The following is a 17,190-nucleotide window of genomic DNA, read 5'->3' as shown; positions in this document are numbered from 1 at the left end:
CCACCACCAACGCGCACATCCAAAATGTTGAGCTAACACTTGAATTTGTTCGTCTGTGGGGTAGAGCCTGACTTTTACTGCTTGTCGTCTCATCTAATTTTCTCCAAGTATCGACCTATTACTATTCTATACAATTTCAGTGTAAAATGATTGCGGCAATATTTGGCTACTCCTCATATCTCTCCTCTCTCGCCTTGGGGTATGGGTCGGAGATACAATCGTTGCAGCCCGCCTTATATCCCGCCACTGATTCGGAGTACCGAATTCAGTAGGGGACTTACGGTGAATTAGTTAAATGTATAGCGCTTCGCGCGGTAATAGGTAATAGGTAATGGTTAATGGGTAATCGGTTCCCTTATTTCACTTTTTGCTTGACAAAGTTGAAAATCTTCACCACCTGCTGCTTCAAGGGTTCGATTTGAGCCACTTGTTTCTTGAGCGCGTTAATTTCTGCCTGCATTTTGGCAATCTGCTCTTTCAGAGCGGCAATCTCTGCCCCAGATGCTCCAGATGAGGCAGCCCCATCTGAAGGAGTCTGGGTTGGCGATCCGGCTGCTCCTTCGCTTTCTAAAGGCGGCCGCGTCTTTTTGGCTTTGGCCATAGCCGACTTAATCGCATTAACCAACTGTTTTTGTTCAAAGGGTTTTTCAATAAATTCCCAAAATTCAAAGGGTTCTTTAATTTTTTCCGTAACCTCTTCCTTGCGTCCTGACATCAAGACCAAAGGAATTTTACGCAAATGGCCATCATTCTGAATTTGTTGAAACACCTCAAATCCGCTCACTTTGGGCAAGAGGAAATCGAGCATAATCAAGTTAGGCTGTTCTTGGCGGATGCAGTTGAGTCCTTCTTCGCCATCTTTGGCTTCGACGACTTCAAAGTTACCTTTAGGTAACATATCCTTGACTCGCGCTCTGATGACACGACTATCATCAATGACTAGAATTTTATGTCCCACGATGAACTCCTTGAGAGGGTGACGATTGAATAGTAATCCTGAATTGAGCAGTGGATTGAACGGTGGTGTTCAGATTTCGAGGTAAATCCAGAAGAGACACGGAGTGAGTGAACGCTCTTGACTTCTCCCCGGTCTAAAGACGCGGGGATTCCCAATCATCACTGATCGGGGTTTCTGTATGATAATTGAAGAACACAAGGGTAATCACTCTCTCTTCTACCTTATTTATCAATGATAATAGAATTCTGACCCTAATCACTGGAGTCGTTTGAGAACCTTACTTATCGTTAACTATGAATGCTAACAAGTCTCACGGATCGGTTACTGCTCCTGCTGCACAGGCTTCTAGCCAAGAGGAAGTGCGATCGCCCTTAGCGACGCTTCCCCCTTGGTTACGTCGTCCCATTGGTAAGGCCAGCGAGCTGTCCACGGTACAAAAAATCATTAAGCAACGGCAGATTCACACCATTTGTGAGGAAGGGCGATGTCCCAACCGGGCTGAGTGTTACAGCCAAAAAACGGCAACTTTTTTACTCATGGGGCCCACCTGTACCCGTGCTTGTGCCTTTTGTCAGGTGGATAAGGGCCATGCACCGATGCCCCTCGATCCGGAGGAACCGGATAAAATTGCTGAATCGGTGCAATTGTTGGGCTTAAAGTATGTGGTGTTGACTTCCGTTGCTCGCGACGATCTACCGGATCAAGGGGCTGGATGGTTTGTGAAGACTATGGAGCGGGTGCGAGAAGTGAATCCGGGAACGGAAATTGAGGTGTTAACCCCTGATTTTCGCGGCCAACGGGATTTAGTGGTTCAGGTGGCTGAAGCAACTCCGGCTTGTTATAACCATAATATTGAAACCGTGAGACGGTTGCAGCGTCCCGTGCGCCGAGGGGCGAAGTATGAGCGCTCGTTGGATGTGCTGCGCTGGGTGAAAGAGGTGAATCCTGATATTCCCACCAAATCCGGGTTAATGTTGGGCCATGGGGAAACGGAGGCGGAAGTTTTGGAGACTTTGGAGGATTTACGGGCTATAAATTGCGATCGCCTCACCCTCGGTCAATATATGCGCCCTTCCCTGGATCATCTCCCGGTACAGCGCTATTGGCATCCTGACGAATTCGAGAAATTAGGCGAAATTGCCCAGAAAATGGGCTTTAATCATGTCCGTTCCGGGCCCTTAGTTCGCAGTTCCTACCATGCAGGACAAGAGGCCTAGTAGGGAGTGGGAGATAGAGAATAAACGACTATTCTTATATCAAATCCGGTTTCCGCAAGCGGACATGAAAATGGATTAACAAGCGGGCAAGATGCCCGCACTCCTAAAACCTTAATCCAGATATCTTATCTGTTTATTGGTAATGGTAGCAAAAGAATTTCACTGGGCGGATCAAATTCATTGACTCCTCCGATTACCAGTGCCGAGGGCTATAAACCAAAAGAAGGGAGAACATTACATTCTCCCTTCCCTGGTTCACCCTTTAAGCGCTTGCGTAGCATTTGGGTTTGTTTTTTCAGTTGTCGTTGACGGGCCGATCCGCCTTTTCCTTTATCGTTTCTCCCCTTACGGCGGGGAGATTCCCATCGTTTGAGTCTCATAAGCCCTCCGTTTTTTGCTTGGGTATTTTGAGTCAACTTTACCGATCATAGCACACTCATTTCCGGAAAGATATCACAGGACGTTCTTATGTCCTTTTGCCTTTTGTCTCTTGCCTGAACTCAGAGTTTGATACAATAGCTATTTATGACCTCACAATTAGGTCACAGTTTTTGGCGATCGCACATGAGGGACAGAGAACCCCTAACGTGATTGGGTCTCGTGTTTGAGTCCCATGACCGATTGTTCAGGCTAAATTATAAGAAACATGCCCGCCGGTTGTGCAGTAAACCTGGGTGATGCTCTTTCTCCCCTGCGATCGGCTTGCGACGAGCAACCCAGAACACCAGCGAGACAAATGGAATGCGTAAGCTGCTTACCTATTACTGACATGCATAATTTGAGGAAATTGGATGCCAAAGCAAATTATTATCGCCGAGCAGCATAGATTAGCTGCTGTTTTTGAAGAAGATCAAATTCAAGAACTTGTAGTCGCCACAGGAAGTCATCAAGTCGGAGACATTTACCTTGGTAGCGTAGAGAACGTCCTGCCAGGTATTGATGCGGCCTTTGTGAATATTGGCGATGCTCAAAGAAATGGATTTATTCATGTCACCGATCTTGGCCCTCTGAGGCTCAAACGGGGGTCAGGAACGATTACGGAGCTACTGGTTCCCCAACAAAAGGTTCTGGTACAGGTGATGAAAGAGCCTACGGGTTCTAAGGGGCCCCGGTTGACGGGTAATATTACTATGCCCGGTCGCTATCTGGTGCTGATGCCCTATGGACGGGGGGTGAACCTATCCCGGCGGATTATGGGGTCTCAGGAGCGATCGCGCCTACGGGCCCTGGCGATCCTAATTAAACCCACGGGAATGGGCTTACTCGTCCGTACCGAAGCCCAATCCATGGCCGAAGAAGCGATCATGGAAGACCTAGAAGAATTACTGGGTCGGTGGGAATCGATTTTAGCCGAAGCAAGTTCCGCCTCTCCCCCAGCTCTGTTGGGTCGAGATGATGATTTTATTGTCCGCGTTCTCCGGGATATGTACAGCAATGATGTCAATCGCATTGTGGTGGACTCCCATACCGGACTCAAGCGGGTGAAACAACAAATCATGAACTGGAATGGCGGAAAAACCCCGCCGGGTATCCTCATTGACCATCACCGGGAAAAAACCTCGATTTTGGAATATTTCCGGGTGAATGCGGCCATTCGGGAAGCCCTGAAACCGAGGGTCGATTTGCCTTCTGGAGGCTATGTGATTATTGAGCCAACGGAAGCCTTAACGGTGATTGATGTCAACTCTGGCTCCTTTACCAGTTCGGCCACGGCCCGCGAAACCGTGCTGTGGACGAACTGCGAAGCAGCCACAGAAATTGCCCGCCAACTGCGTCTACGCAATATTGCCGGGGTGATTATCGTCGATTTCATTGACATGGACTCCCGCAAAGACCAGTTAAGGGTACTGCAACATTTTGAAGAAGCCCTTTTAGCTGATAAGGCTCGCCCCCAAGTCGCTCAACTGTCGGAGTTGGGTTTGGTGGAATTAACCCGTAAACGCCAGGGACAAAATATCTATGAGCTATTTGGCCATACCTGTAAAACCTGTAATGGTTTAGGCCATTTGGCAGCTCTGCCAGGGGAAGTAGAAGACCCCCCTGCCGCTCTACAGGATCGCTCCTATCCAGTGGGACGGGAAACCCCCACCCCAGATCTGCGCTCCTCAGAAACTCCGGCTCCTACCCTAAAACCCGATTTTGCTAATGAGTTTGACTCTAATGCTGAAGCGGGTTCGGGTTATGGGGAGCCGTCTGCCCTGGGTAGCCCTTCGGGGATGGAGAACCTGGGAGAAGGATTTTCTGCTGATGATGAGGCGATCGCCAGACGCACCCGCCGCCGCCGCCCGGATGCCAAAGATCAGGCAGGATATGGGTATAGTGAGCCAGCCTATGGCAGTGGATCGGATTTTTCTGCCACAACGCTCCATGAAGGGTCACGAACTTCTGATGTTCGCTTTTCCTCTCGGAAAGACTATTGGGATAAACCGACTAACCCGCGTAAACGTATCGGGGGAAGAGCCATAGAAGCTCCTCCAGAGGTGGTTAAGGTTCCGATGACTGCTGAAGAGCAAGATATCTATGCTTTAATGGGTATTTCGCCCTTGGTGTTATTGCCCAATGGAGAAAGCAAAAACCCCAAAGCAACGATTATTGAGGTCAATTCCGTAGATTCCCATGATTCTGAGGGTGGTTCGACTGCAACTCTGGTGTCCCCCCCCCCAGAGACTCAGGAGGAGGCTTCCCCAGATCCGGAAACCGTGGCTCAAGAAGAAGGAAGTTGGGGATGGATGTCTCCCACTAGGTCACAGGAATACCTGAGTACCCAAATTTCACAGCAAGAAGAGTCCGATCGAGGAAGTGTTTCCGAGGATGAGACGGGAGAGGAGATTCCAGAAACTCGTCGCCGTCGTCGTCGCCGCTCTTCTGCCGATTCAGACTAATTCATCATTGTTTTGGATCGGATCATTCGAGTGGCAGGTGTTGATGAGGTGGGCCGGGGTTCGCTCTTCGGCCCCGTGGTGGCTGCTGCTGTGATGCTCTCACCAGAGGTAGCCCATCGGTTGCAGGGTTTGGGGGTGACGGATAGTAAGAGGTTGAGCCACCGAAAGCGAGAGCAGTTATTAGAGGTTATTCAAGAGTTGGCTCTTGATTGTCAATTAGGGGTGGCTTCGGTGGCTCAAATCGATCGGTTGAATATTTTACGGGCTTCGTTGTTGGCGATGAAGCGGGCGGTGCTGAAATTGGGGGAGGTTCCCCAGGTTTGTTTGGTGGATGGCTGCCATGAGATTCCCCAGTTGCCAGGGGTTCAGAGGACGGTGGTGAAGGGAGACCAGACGGAGGTGGCGATCGCCTCTGCCAGCATTGTCGCTAAGGTCTGGCGTGATCGATTAATCACTCGCTTAGATCCAATGTTTCCCCAATACGATCTCAGGAACAATAAGGGGTATGGCACGAAAAAACACCGCCTGGCGATCGCCGAGTTTGGCCCCTCTTGTTTGCATCGGCGATCGTTTAAACTCCAGTAATTCCCAGGTGGATTAGGCTTGATAGGGATTAACCAAGGCTTCCAGGTTCCCAGAATTGGCGGTCTGAGTATTCTGGCTATTGTGTACCCAGTGGCGATAGTCTGATAGAAGTTGGTGCATCAAACGCTGTTTAATAGTTAAGAGGACACTTCTGAGTAATCCATTGCCCGTATTTTCTAGGATATAGGGTGGGGTAAGGTTCAAGGGAGGAGGAAGTTCTACTTGTACGACTAAGTTGGCTTTTCCGTGAAGGGTGGTGCGATCGCCACACTGTTGGGGGCAAAGTTTACCTTTTAAGTCCAGATGAAACCGTTGATTAATATATTCAATCCCTCGAATATGACAACCCACCGATTGCAACTGTACATTTCCGTGACTATCTGCCCAAACCTTCAGGTCTACCGTAGGCTGGAAGGTAAACATCATGAACGTGAGAGGGCGCATTTTTAGCCGAAACAGCTCGTCACTTAAATGTTCAATTTGACTTTGGGCCGTTAAGGCATTGACAAGACGTTTCGGTTGCCGTAGGTAATGCTGTATGGGAATGGGTTGATCGGGAACATTGAGGTTAACCGATTGAGTGGCGCTAAATTGGGTGGTCATAGAGTGGGAGTTAATCTACAAATGTAAATATATTTTACAAAATTCTCAAGATTCTAGCCCGTGGCTAGACCCTAAAAAAACGCTCTCTATTCGATAGAGAGGGGTTCTGGCACTGTAAATGCTGGATTTAAGTTGCGGATATCATACCGTGTTGTGTATGAATAATTTATATTGAATTGTTAATTTTTATGGACTAACCTCAATAATTCTAACGACCCACGATGAAATCAGGAGAAATCATGGTTATTATTGCTTATTTAGGGCCGCGAGGAACCTATTCAGAGGCAGCAGCGATCGCCTGTTGTCAACAGCTTCAAGCTCAGGGTTATGAGGCTCAGTTGCGCCCCTATCCCAGTATTGCCCAAACCTTACAGGCCGTGGCCAAACAGCAGGCCGATATGGCGTTAGCCCCAGTAGAAAATTCCATTGAAGGCAGCGTTCCCATGACCCTCGATAGTGTATGGCAATTACAGGGTTTAGAAATTCAGCAGGCCTACGTTTTGCCCATCACCCATGGACTCCTCTCTCAGGTGAGTGACTTATCTGCGATTGAAACCGTCTATTCCCATCCCCAAGCCTTAGCCCAGTGTCAGGAGTGGCTAGAGCAACATTTACCGGGAGTCGAATTAATCCCCACCAACTCCACCACGGAATCGATTCAGTATCTTCAGGCCAATCGACCGATCGCAGCGATCTCCTCCCAACGAGCCGCCAAACTCTATCAAGTTCCCGTATTAGCCTATCCCATTAACGATCGCCCAGATAACTGTACTCGCTTTTGGGTTATGACCTCTACAGCTACTGATGTGAGTTTAAATCCTGCCTCCCAACCCAAAACCCATACCTCGATCGCCTTTAGTTTGCCCAATATTCCAGGAGTGTTGGTCAAACCCCTGGAAATTTTTGCCCGCCAAGGGATCAACTTAAGCCGCATCGAATCCCGTCCCACCAAGCGATCGCTAGGGGAATATTTATTTTTTATTGATATTGAAGTTGATGCCAGAGAACCCAGCATCCAAGAGACTCTGAAACAACTCGAAGAGTACACAGAAGTCTTAAAAATTTTTGGCAGCTATACCGTTACCGATATTTAAAGAAACTTTTGCCTTTTGCCTCTTGCCTTTTGCCTCTTGCCTTTTGCCTACCCCGCTATTCCTCATTCCTTAAACGTATCCTTAAGTACCGTGCGAGCCGCTAAATGATTACGAGTCGAAGTCAGAATTTCTGTTTCCCTCTCCAATCGTTCGGCGGTATTTTGCATTTCTAATAAAGCTTGTTGTTCTGCTGCCACACCATATAAGTTACTGGCAACCCAGTAAGATAATTCCGTGGGCAAAGTCGGGATATTGTCGGGTAATTCAATGTCCTGACCCGTTAATTTAGAAGACAGGTGAACCACATCTTTAAGCAGTTGTTCCACATCAGTGGCCAAGGATCTCAAATCTCGATCGGTGGATCGATCTTCAATCCATTCCACCAACCCTACGCGATAGGGTTTTTCTCGTACATACTCCAAAACTCGAAACCGTTGTTGTCCCAGGGTGAGGATCTTCATACGGTCATCGGGTAAGCGTTGATAATTTATAATTTCTGCACAGCAACCGACGGAAACAGCTTCATTTTTGAGCGGGTCCCACATTAACACCCCAAACCGACTATCCGTTTGAAGGACGGTATTCATCATCATCCGATACCGAAATTCAAAGATATGGAGCGGTAGGGGTCTCCCTGGAAAGAGGACGACTTCTGGTAAGGGAAACAGAGGCAATTCTCGCACGGCGATCGATGAAGAAGATGTCATAGTGATTTTCCTATTCTGGAGACTCTAAAGAAAGACCTGGAAATAGCACAAACACCTTTTAGTCTATCGCATTGTTCGAGAGTGCAAAAACCTAACCTCGATCTTCAGGATCGATCCTTAACCAGGGAATGGGGAAGGAAGGGTGCTTAAAGCTTCACTTCGATATCGACTCCAGCCGGCAGATCGAGTTTCATCAGAGCATCAATGGTTTTAGAGGAAGGTTGGTAAATATCAATAATACGACGGTGGGTACGGGTTTCAAAATGCTCCCGCGAGTCTTTATCCACGTGGGGCGATCGCAGGATACAGTAGATCCGGCGCTTGGTGGGTAAAGGAATCGGGCCAACGGCTGTAGCATTTGTGCGGTTGGCCGTATCGACAATTTTTTCACAAGAGGTATCCAGGAGACGGCGATCGAACGCTTTCAGACGAATACGGATTTTTTGTTGTTGTAGAGTTGCCATAATTATTTACAGTTGTCAAGGTTCTGTGAAAGTTTTGAGAGAGAAACCCTTCCCCATGGATTTAGGGTTCACTTAGGGAAGGGCTTAATCGAGATGAACGAAGGACTCAGACCCAGCTATTTCAGGATCTTAGCGACCACACCCGCACCGATAGTACGGCCCCCTTCACGGATCGCAAAACGCATTCCTTGCTCAATGGCGATCGCATTGATCAACTCCACGTTCATTTTAATCCGGTCACCAGGCATCACCATTTCAGCCGTACTACCATCATCTGCGGTGAACGACTTAATCGTACCCGTCACATCCGTTGTCCGCACATAAAACTGAGGACGATAGTTCGAGAAAAAGGGAGTATGGCGGCCACCTTCTTCTTTCTTAAGCACATAAACTTCAGCTTCAAACTCAGTATGAGGGGTAATCGAACCAGGTTTAGCCAACACCATACCCCGCTCAATATCCTCTTTCTTCATCCCCCGAAGCAGGAGACCCGCATTATCGCCAGCCATCCCCTCATCCAGAGATTTCTTAAACATTTCCACACCCGTTACCGTCGTTTTCCGAGTGTCTTTAATGCCAACGATTTCCACCTCTTCATTAAGTTTGATTTTACCCCGCTCAATCCGTCCGGTGGCAACCGTTCCCCGACCAGTAATCGTGAACACATCTTCCACCGCCATCAAGAAAGGCTTATCCACATCCCGCTCCGGAGTTGGAATAAAGCTATCCACATTATCCATCAACTCCCAAATGGCATCAACCCATTCATCCTTACCCCGTGCAGTCTTCGGATCGGCAACCATAGCTTCTACAGCTTTCAATGCTGAACCCGCAACAATCGGAATATTGTCACCATCGAAGTCATAATCACTCAGAAGCTCGCGCACTTCCAGCTCAACCAACTCTAACAATTCCTCATCATCCACTTGGTCTTTCTTATTCAAGAACACCACCAAATTAGGAACACCCACCTGACGAGCCAAGAGGATATGCTCGCGGGTTTGGGGCATGGGGCCATCCGCCGCAGAAACCACCAGAATCGCACCATCCATTTGCGCTGCCCCAGTGATCATATTTTTCACATAGTCAGCATGTCCAGGACAGTCCACATGGGCATAGTGACGGTTATCCGTTTCATATTCCACGTGAGCCGTATTAATGGTAATCCCCCGCGCTTTCTCCTCTGGAGCCGCATCGATATCTTCGTAGTTTTTAGCTGTGGCTTGGCCAGCAGCTCCCAAGCTCATGGTAATCGCAGCCGTCAGGGTTGTTTTACCATGGTCAACATGACCAATCGTACCAATGTTAACGTGAGGTTTTGTCCGTTCAAATTTTTCGCGTGCCATAACTAATTAATTGTGCCTAATGTTGACTAGATAAAAGACGAAGTAAACGTTTTCTGACCGTCAGTCAGGACAGTCAAGGGATGAGAACTAGGACATTAGAGTTGATTCCTCAACTGTCACCAACTCTAATTGTCCTAGTGAATTTTATGACTCTCCCTTGCTCTTGGCAATAATGGCTTCTGCCACATTCCGAGGAACTTCATCATAGTGACTAAATTCCATCGAAAAAATTCCACGTCCTTGAGTTTTGGAGCGAATATCTGTGGCATAACCAAACATTTCTGCCAGAGGAACTTTAGCCGAGATCTTGCTCAGACCATCTTCAGAACCCATCCCTTCAATCTGGCCGCGACGGGAATTGAGGTCTCCCATCACATCTCCAAGAAAGTCTTCAGGAACTTCCACCTCTACCTTCATAGTGGGTTCAAGAAGAACGGGAGATGCCTTAGTAACCCCTTCTTTAATGGCCATAGAACCAGCAATCTTAAAGGCCATCTCCGAAGAGTCTACTTCGTGGAATGAACCATCCACTAAGGTAGCCTTGACATCGATCAAGGGGTATCCAGCCAGGATACCCGATTCGCAGGCTTCTTTCATCCCTTGCTCGGCAGGGCCTATGTACTCTTTCGGTACCGATCCACCGACAATTTTGGAGACAAATTCAAAGCCGCTACCCGATTCACCCGGTTCCAGCTCAATCACCACATGACCATATTGACCCTTACCCCCACTTTGGCGGATAAATTTACCTTCAGCCTTGATCGCTTTACGGATGGTCTCCCGATAGGCTACCTGGGGCGCACCCACATTGGCTTCCACTTTGAACTCCCGCAGCATACGGTCTACGAGAATTTCTAAGTGTAGCTCTCCCATCCCGGCAATGACGGTTTGGTTGGTTTCCGGGTCAATGCTGACTCGGAAGGTGGGGTCTTCTTCTGACAGGGATTGGAGGGCTTTGGAGAGCTTCTCCATGTCCTGTTTGGTTTTCGGCTCTACAGCCACGGAAATCACGGGTTCGGGAATGAACAGGGATTCCAGGATTACGGGAGAGCTGCCATCACAGAGGGTATCCCCAGTTGTTGTCTCTTTCAGACCCAGAATTGCCCCTAAGTCACCCGATCGCAGTTCATCGACTTCAATCCGCTCATCGGCTTTGAGGATAATCAACCGAGAGGCTCGCTCTTTCTTGTCCTTAGTCGAGTTCATGACATAGCTGCCTTTTTTCAGCACGCCTGAATATACCCGTGTAAAGGTCAACCGACCATAGGGATCAGACATGATTTTGAACGCGAGGGCAGAGAAGGGCTGCTCATCATCGGCTTGGCGTTCCGTAGGAGTACCATCGGGTAGGGTTCCTTGAATCGCCAGCACATCAATCGGAGCAGGCATGTAGTCAATCACAGCATCCAGGAGCAGTTGTACCCCTTTGTTCTTGAAGGCTGAACCACACAGCAGGGGAACGATTGTCCCGTTAATGGTTCCCTTGCGCAGAGCATTATGGATTTCTGCTTCGGTTAGCTCTTCCCCTTCCAAATATTTTTCGGTCAGAGCATCATCCGTTTCCGCTACGGATTCAATCAATTTGGCATGATACTCTTGGGCTTGTTCCAGGACATCTTCAGGAATGTCAGTTTCTTCAATATCTGTACCGATATCGTTTGTATAGATCTTGGCACGCATCCGCACCAAGTCTACAATACCTCTAAAATTGCCTTCTGAGCCAATAGGAATTTGAATGGGGACAGCATTCGCCCGGAGACGATCTTTTATTTGTTCGTATACCTTGAAGAAGTTCGCTCCTGTGCGATCCATTTTGTTGACGAAAACAATTCGGGGCACTTTATAGCGATCGGCTTGCCGCCATACGGTTTCAGACTGGGGTTGAACGCCCCCAACCGAACAAAATACGGCAATGACACCATCTAATACCCGCATGGAACGCTCAACTTCAATGGTGAAGTCCACGTGACCTGGAGTATCGATAATGTTGATTTGATGGTCTTTCCAACTGGTACTAATGGCGGCTGCTGTGATGGTAATTCCGCGCTCGCGTTCTTGGGCCATCCAGTCAGTCACTGCTGTTCCATCATGCACTTCACCAATTTTGTGAACGATGCCTGAGTAAAACAGGATTCTTTCAGTTGTTGTTGTTTTGCCCGCATCAATATGGGCAGCGATGCCAATATTGCGAATTCGCTCCAGCGGGATATTTCGTGCCACAGATACCTCCTTGGTCTTGAAAAGCAGTCTTGATTGGTTATTTTTCTGCTCTTTTAGAATTGTATACTTTTTTTAAGACAAACGTTTAAGACTTCCTGAAGAAATCTAGTCTAAACCGGTTTTAGACTAGACTTGGCTCCAAAGATTGGCCTTGAGCTAAAGATTTGGGGGCTTAAAGTTTGCTGGAATAGTGGGCTGGATGCCTTAGTAGCGATAGTGGGCGAACGCTTTGTTCGCTTCAGCCATGCGATGAGTTTCTTCTCGCTTACGAATTGTGTTCCCGGTTTCGTTCGCCGCATCCATCAGTTCATTGGCTAATTTCATGGCCATGGAATTGCCTGAACGCTGTCTAGAAAATCGGATTAACCAACGCAGAGCCAAGCTGATTCCCCGATCTGAGCGCACTTCCATCGGGACTTGATAGGTGGCTCCACCGACCCGTCTGGCTTTCACCTCTACCAATGGAGTGGCATTTTTAACTGCTTTTTCAAACAGGACTAAAGCATCAGAACCGGTACGCTCTTCAATAATTTTGAAGGCATCATACAGAAGACGAGAGGCTAAAGATTTTTTGCCACTCTCCATGATCCGCCGAATGGTCATGCTAACCAGGCGGCTGTTATATACCGAGTCTGGAGGGACAGAACGGTGATGAGATACTCCTCGACGAGACATAGGTTTAGGTTTGAGAATTCAATAATGGGTTTACAGTATAAATCTACACGATCGGTGTTACAATAAATAGGAAGCTATAACGGTTGACTTTAATCAATAGAGTGGATCGATTAAACCGTTTTTAGTCCACTATTTAGGTCGTTTAGCTCCGTACTTGGAGCGACCTTGCCGCCGATCTTTTACGCCTGCGGTATCCAGAGTTCCCCTGATGATGTGATATCTTACACCAGGCAAGTCTTTCACCCGTCCACCGCGAATCATGACCACGGAGTGTTCTTGAAGGTTATGCCCAATTCCTGGAATATAGGCCGTTACTTCAAACCCGGAGGTCAAGCGTACACGGGCCACTTTACGCAGGGCTGAATTGGGTTTTTTAGGCGTTGTAGTGTAAACACGGGTGCAGACTCCACGGCGCTGAGGACAGCTCTTTAGGGCCGGGGACTTGGTTTTCCGTTCTATTTTCTGACGTTCAGTACGAATGAGTTGTTGGATCGTTGGCATAAGGTACGGAGGTTTTCTATAAACCGTCTCTGGTTCAACTTTGACGACAATTTTTGACTTTACCAAATCAAGACCCCTTTTGTCAATCCTTTTAGGCCTTAATCCTTCGGGTTTCAGGGGGAGTCAAGGGAAAAGGATTGACCACAACCACAAGTTTGGGTGGCATTGGGATTATGGAAGCGAAATCCTCCACCCATCAAATCATCAGAATAATCGACTTTGAGGTGATCCAGATAGGTTAATTGGGTAGGATCGACGATAATGGCGATCGCCTCATAAGCATACTCTTGATCGGTTTCGTGTTTTTCCGAGTCAAACCGGATCTCATAGCTCAAGTCTGCACATCCCCCTGTCTGCACCTCAAAACGCACCCAAGGCGTAGATTGGGGATATCGGCTTTGCAACCGTTTTAATTCTGTGGCCGCAGCAGGGGTTAAATGAATCATCGGGGGACTATTAAAACATCTCTAATTTAGACTTTACTATCTTTGCCGTTACTGCGGGCATAGTCATCCTGGAAACGGACAATATCATCTTCACCCAGATATTCCCCATTTTGCACCTCGATCAGCACCAAAGGAATCACTCCGGGATTTTCCAGGCGATGGGCGTTTCCTTGGGGAACATAGGTAGATTGGTATTGGTAAACCATGATTTCTTTCTCGCCACAGATTACTTTTGCTGTACCTGAAACCACAATCCAATGTTCGCTGCGATGGTGGTGCATCTGTAAACTCAGGCGATGACCGGGTTTTACTTCGATGCGTTTAATTTTATAGCCTTGTCCTTCTTCCAATACCGTATAGGTTCCCCAAGGACGTTCTCCCACTTCGCAGAGTCCATTGGAGGATGGAGAGGAGCTAGGAAGGGACTCTTCCGGTTTTTCTGAATTAAGGGTTGGGCGTTCTGAGGCTTGTACCATGATTGATTTTTCTCCGTAGAAGATTAGAAATCTTGGGTTGCAGAATCGAAAGGGGGAGAGGTGTGCCCCTTAGCTAACCATAACAATCTTCTCTGTTGAGTGTCATCTGTTAGGGTGTGAGAATGGGGGGGGATAGGGGGATAGGGGGCAAGAGGATAATCAAGAAAAGGATTTGATATTAAGCATTTGCCCAACCTACAACTGTTATTGAACCTGCGCTTCTTAAATTAAGATATATCTAGGATTGGATATTTCCTCCGTGGAGAGCAGAAAATGAAGCGCACTTGTTTTATCGGGGTAAAACATCATCTAATCGCAACTGTAAATCGGGCAATAAAGGAGAAACAATCGCTTCTCCTAATCGATATTGCTGTTGATTGTAGTCCTCTCCATCCAATTGACACACCGTAAATGTGGGTTGCTTCGGTTTACCAATAAATGCGGTTCCCCCTAATCCCCGAAAATCCACAATCCAATATTCAGGAACCCCCAAGAGCGCATATTCTTCCACTTTGCGAGCATAGTCATTTTCCCAATTAGAACTGACTACTTCTACTACCAGCTTAATCGATCGACCCAAAGTAATAATGGGTTCTCTTTGCCATAGGGGTTTGCGATCTAATAGGGTTTCATCTAACACGAGAACATCTGGACGACGAGCTGTGGCAATATCGGCCAACGGTTGAATTAAGCAAGTACGAGGGATGAACCAGGGTTGTTGGGCATGGGTAATAGCAATTCCAATTTTGGTGGCTAGTTTACCACTGGCGGTTTCATGGGGGCCAGTCGGTTCCATATCGATTAATTCTCCATCGGCTAATTCATAGCGAAAATCATCGCCATAGTCAGCGATGAATTGCTCAAAGGTTAGGAGTGTGGTAGGAGTGTAGGTCATAATTTAGCGGTTAACATTTGTAGTGAACTGAAATTTAAGGTTGGAGAAAGACCCCTAATGCGTTATGGATGCGGGCAGCGCTGCGGGGAGAGCGGTCTAATAATTCTCCTCCTAGATAAAGTCCGGTGGAACTGCCCCCATCTAAATTGAGGGCATCGACTGCACCCAGACGTTGCATAATTTGGGCGATTTCGCTGAGGGTGGGGCCTTTGCCGTAGGATCTCTCATGGACGGCAGCGAGGATCAGTTGGCCATTAGAGGTTACACCGATCGCACTCCGGGAGGCTTGTTGACGGATAAAAGCTTGGCTAAAGACTTCTCTTTCGGCATTGAGGACGATACGACCATTTTGCACCAACAGGGGGCCAGCGCCTAGGGTAAAGGGATAATTGGTGAGATCGGGAGATGAGCGAATTTGCAGTTGCAGGGGGCTTCCTGGGGGGATAAAGGGTGGGGGAGTTTGGCCGCGATGGACTAGGAGATATCCTTGGGGAGGGATGGGAAATTGGCCGGTTCCGGCTTGGGTTGCCTGGGTTTGAGAGATGACCCGATCGCCGTTTACAGAAATAATAGTTTCATTATCGCTCAGTGGCGTATAGGTAGTTCCCCAAGCGCTGGTATAGCGGGATAATCCCGGTTTGAGATAACCACTGTTCAGGTAGAGAATGGGATAACGCTGACCGCCTTGGGTGGTGAGGGTTTCGGTGAGGGTTAGGCGATCGATGACAAATTGTCCTCGGTGGTTCCAGGCGATCGCCCCCCGGTTCAGAATCGGGCCAGAAATCCATTCTCCATTGTCACGAATGACTCCCAACGGTAAGCGATTATTACGATTAAAAAATCCGGCATTAATCGCCGCCGCCACTTGAGATTGACGGGCTAAAGTCACTAAGGGAGAAGTCCCCGATGCAGCTTGGGTATTGGTGCGAATGGGACGCAGTTGGATCTGGGGATTTCGGGGGTCAATTTGCAGCCAAAATACCGGAAACTGGGACGATCCCATCGTCACCGTTTGCTGTCGCCATTGAATGCCTGAAGCCCATTGAATTTGTTTAGTAGGAATCGTCGCATCCAAACGGAAATCGATCGCCAACCGATAGGGAGCATTGAGAGTCAGAATTTCGGGGCGCACTTGCTTAGTTTTCAGGTTAATTTCGATTTGTGTGCGTCCAGCTTGCGGAGTAAACTTGATGCTCTCAACGGCATTCGATGCCTTCGATTCAAAGGCATCGAACAGAGCAGGAGAAGCCACTGCCCCCAGAGTAATCACCGTCTTTCCGGGAGCATGGTTCACTTGTACGGGGGTTTCTTGGTTGAGAGCGATGACGAGGCGATCGCCCCAAGTTTGTTTACCCTGACGCATTCCCAACACCCGACTCGAACCCGTTTGTACCCTCAGCACATTCCCCTGGGGAACCATCTGCCATCCCAACTCTTGCACCCACTGTGTCACCTCCACATATCGCCCAGTAGAGGTCACCTGAGCGGGAAGCCTCCACCGAGTTTTACCCGGTACTCCATACCACTGAATCGGTTGTAGAGTAGGATTCGAGGTACTCAGCAACTCTACCCCAAAACCCGACCCCAAACCCACATCACTAATGGCAATCCGGACTTGATTATTCTCTCGCCATTGTTTCCAGGAAATGGGTAAGGTTTGACCATTAACAATAATTTGATTTCCTTGTGCAACCAGATTTTGGGCGAAGAATGTCTCCCTACCCAGAGTCGATACAGAACAGCCTGGAGTTAACCCATCCTCACAACCCTTAACTGGAAGCGCATTCGCACTAGCAAAAATCCCAGCGCCCAACAACAAAGCATAAAATAATGACAGCATCAATTGCACACTCCACAACCCTAACTAAAATCATATCCTTAGAATCGTTATCTTCTCCATCCGGTTTTCACATCCATCCGCATAGATGAAGAAGTTGCTGAACTAATCCCTTCAGTAGCAGTTGATAATAAGAGCAAAACTACCCCTCTTTTGTCACTCTGGGAAGAGTATAATAAAGAAAAAAGGCTGAAAGCCTGATCGGAACGATGATTGCACCACGACCTGCCCAACTGACCCTCTCTGTAATTGACGAATATTGCGACTTCTATAGAAATCTATTT

18 protein-coding genes are annotated in these 17,190 nt (G+C 48.0%); 4 read left to right on the top strand and 14 right to left on the bottom strand.

Translation table 11 applies throughout. The annotated features are described in order from the left end of the window. Positions 1-93, bottom strand: a 93-nt coding sequence (locus PJF56_RS22095) for a helix-turn-helix domain-containing protein (RefSeq protein ID WP_347179470.1), incomplete at its 3' end; no start/stop codon positions are given. A gap of 262 nt (positions 94-355) precedes the next feature. Then, a complete protein-coding gene (locus tag PJF56_RS06550; RefSeq protein ID WP_347179469.1) occupies positions 356-961 on the bottom strand; it encodes a response regulator in 606 nt (201 codons plus the stop codon). A 290-nt stretch (positions 962-1,251) separates the two neighbouring features. On the opposite strand from PJF56_RS06550, the gene lipA reads away from it, so the two are divergent. Further along, the gene (gene lipA / locus PJF56_RS06545; RefSeq protein WP_283761845.1) at positions 1,252-2,175 is read left to right on the top strand and encodes a lipoyl synthase; all 924 of its coding nucleotides are present in this window, start codon (positions 1,252-1,254) and stop codon (positions 2,173-2,175) included. Positions 2,176-2,384: 209 nt separating this feature from the next. On the opposite strand, the gene PJF56_RS06540 is transcribed toward lipA, so the two are convergent. Then, entirely contained in the window at positions 2,385-2,555 is a 171-nt protein-coding gene (locus tag PJF56_RS06540; protein ID WP_283761844.1) for a hypothetical protein, read from the bottom strand. Positions 2,556-2,966: 411 nt separating this feature from the next. Between PJF56_RS06540 and rne the strand changes: the two genes are divergently transcribed. After that, positions 2,967-5,057 carry a ribonuclease E gene (gene rne / locus PJF56_RS06535; protein WP_283761843.1) on the top strand — a complete coding sequence of 697 codons (2,091 nt, stop codon included), beginning with the start codon at positions 2,967-2,969 and terminating at the stop codon, positions 5,055-5,057. A 12-nt stretch (positions 5,058-5,069) separates the two neighbouring features. Further along, entirely contained in the window at positions 5,070-5,642 is a 573-nt protein-coding gene (locus PJF56_RS06530; protein WP_283761842.1) for a ribonuclease HII, read from the top strand. Positions 5,643-5,654: 12 nt separating this feature from the next. Here the strand turns inward: PJF56_RS06530 and PJF56_RS06525 are convergent, their stop codons facing one another. Further along, positions 5,655-6,245, bottom strand: a complete 591-nt coding sequence (locus PJF56_RS06525) for a DUF1997 domain-containing protein (RefSeq protein WP_283761841.1) — start codon at positions 6,243-6,245, stop codon at positions 5,655-5,657. 236 nt (positions 6,246-6,481) lie between these two features. Between PJF56_RS06525 and pheA the strand changes: the two genes are divergently transcribed. Further along, positions 6,482-7,339 carry a prephenate dehydratase gene (gene pheA / locus PJF56_RS06520; RefSeq protein ID WP_347179468.1) on the top strand — a complete coding sequence of 286 codons (858 nt, stop codon included), beginning with the start codon at positions 6,482-6,484 and terminating at the stop codon, positions 7,337-7,339. Between the two features lie 62 nt (positions 7,340-7,401). Here the strand turns inward: pheA and PJF56_RS06515 are convergent, their stop codons facing one another. From PJF56_RS06515 to PJF56_RS06470, 10 genes are all read right to left on the bottom strand, one after another. Beyond that, positions 7,402-8,046: an LON peptidase substrate-binding domain-containing protein gene (locus tag PJF56_RS06515; RefSeq protein WP_283761839.1), complete on the bottom strand. Its 645-nt coding sequence runs from the start codon at positions 8,044-8,046 to the stop codon at positions 7,402-7,404. Positions 8,047-8,192: 146 nt separating this feature from the next. Next, on the bottom strand, positions 8,193-8,510 hold the full coding sequence (gene rpsJ, locus PJF56_RS06510; RefSeq protein ID WP_271936222.1) for a 30S ribosomal protein S10: 318 nt from the start codon (positions 8,508-8,510) through the stop codon (positions 8,193-8,195). 116 nt (positions 8,511-8,626) lie between these two features. Beyond that, positions 8,627-9,856 (bottom strand): elongation factor Tu, encoded by a 1,230-nt coding sequence (tuf, locus tag PJF56_RS06505; RefSeq protein WP_283761838.1) that lies wholly within the window; start codon positions 9,854-9,856, stop codon positions 8,627-8,629. Positions 9,857-10,000: 144 nt separating this feature from the next. Next, positions 10,001-12,076, bottom strand: coding sequence for an elongation factor G (gene fusA, locus PJF56_RS06500; protein ID WP_283761837.1), 2,076 nt, complete (start codon positions 12,074-12,076; stop codon positions 10,001-10,003). Positions 12,077-12,280: 204 nt separating this feature from the next. Beyond that, positions 12,281-12,751, bottom strand: coding sequence for a 30S ribosomal protein S7 (gene rpsG / locus PJF56_RS06495; RefSeq protein WP_283761836.1), 471 nt, complete (start codon positions 12,749-12,751; stop codon positions 12,281-12,283). A 129-nt stretch (positions 12,752-12,880) separates the two neighbouring features. Further along, positions 12,881-13,252, bottom strand: a complete 372-nt coding sequence (gene rpsL, locus PJF56_RS06490) for a 30S ribosomal protein S12 (RefSeq protein WP_283761835.1) — start codon at positions 13,250-13,252, stop codon at positions 12,881-12,883. Positions 13,253-13,365: 113 nt separating this feature from the next. Next, entirely contained in the window at positions 13,366-13,698 is a 333-nt protein-coding gene (locus PJF56_RS06485; protein WP_283761834.1) for a HesB/IscA family protein, read from the bottom strand. A 26-nt stretch (positions 13,699-13,724) separates the two neighbouring features. Further along, on the bottom strand, positions 13,725-14,174 hold the full coding sequence (locus PJF56_RS06480) for a cupin domain-containing protein (RefSeq protein WP_283761833.1): 450 nt from the start codon (positions 14,172-14,174) through the stop codon (positions 13,725-13,727). Between the two features lie 289 nt (positions 14,175-14,463). After that, on the bottom strand, positions 14,464-15,069 hold the full coding sequence (locus tag PJF56_RS06475; protein ID WP_283761832.1) for a Uma2 family endonuclease: 606 nt from the start codon (positions 15,067-15,069) through the stop codon (positions 14,464-14,466). Between the two features lie 34 nt (positions 15,070-15,103). Further along, positions 15,104-16,909, bottom strand: a complete 1,806-nt coding sequence (locus PJF56_RS06470; RefSeq protein WP_283761831.1) for a phosphodiester glycosidase family protein — start codon at positions 16,907-16,909, stop codon at positions 15,104-15,106. Positions 16,910-17,190: the final 281 nt, after the last annotated feature.

This window comes from Roseofilum halophilum BLCC-M91 (assembly GCF_030068445.1).
Lineage (GTDB): Bacteria > Cyanobacteriota > Cyanobacteriia > Cyanobacteriales > Desertifilaceae > Roseofilum > Roseofilum halophilum.
The sequence above is the reverse complement of the archived record's forward strand: the minus strand, read 5'-3'. Positions and strand labels throughout refer to the sequence as shown.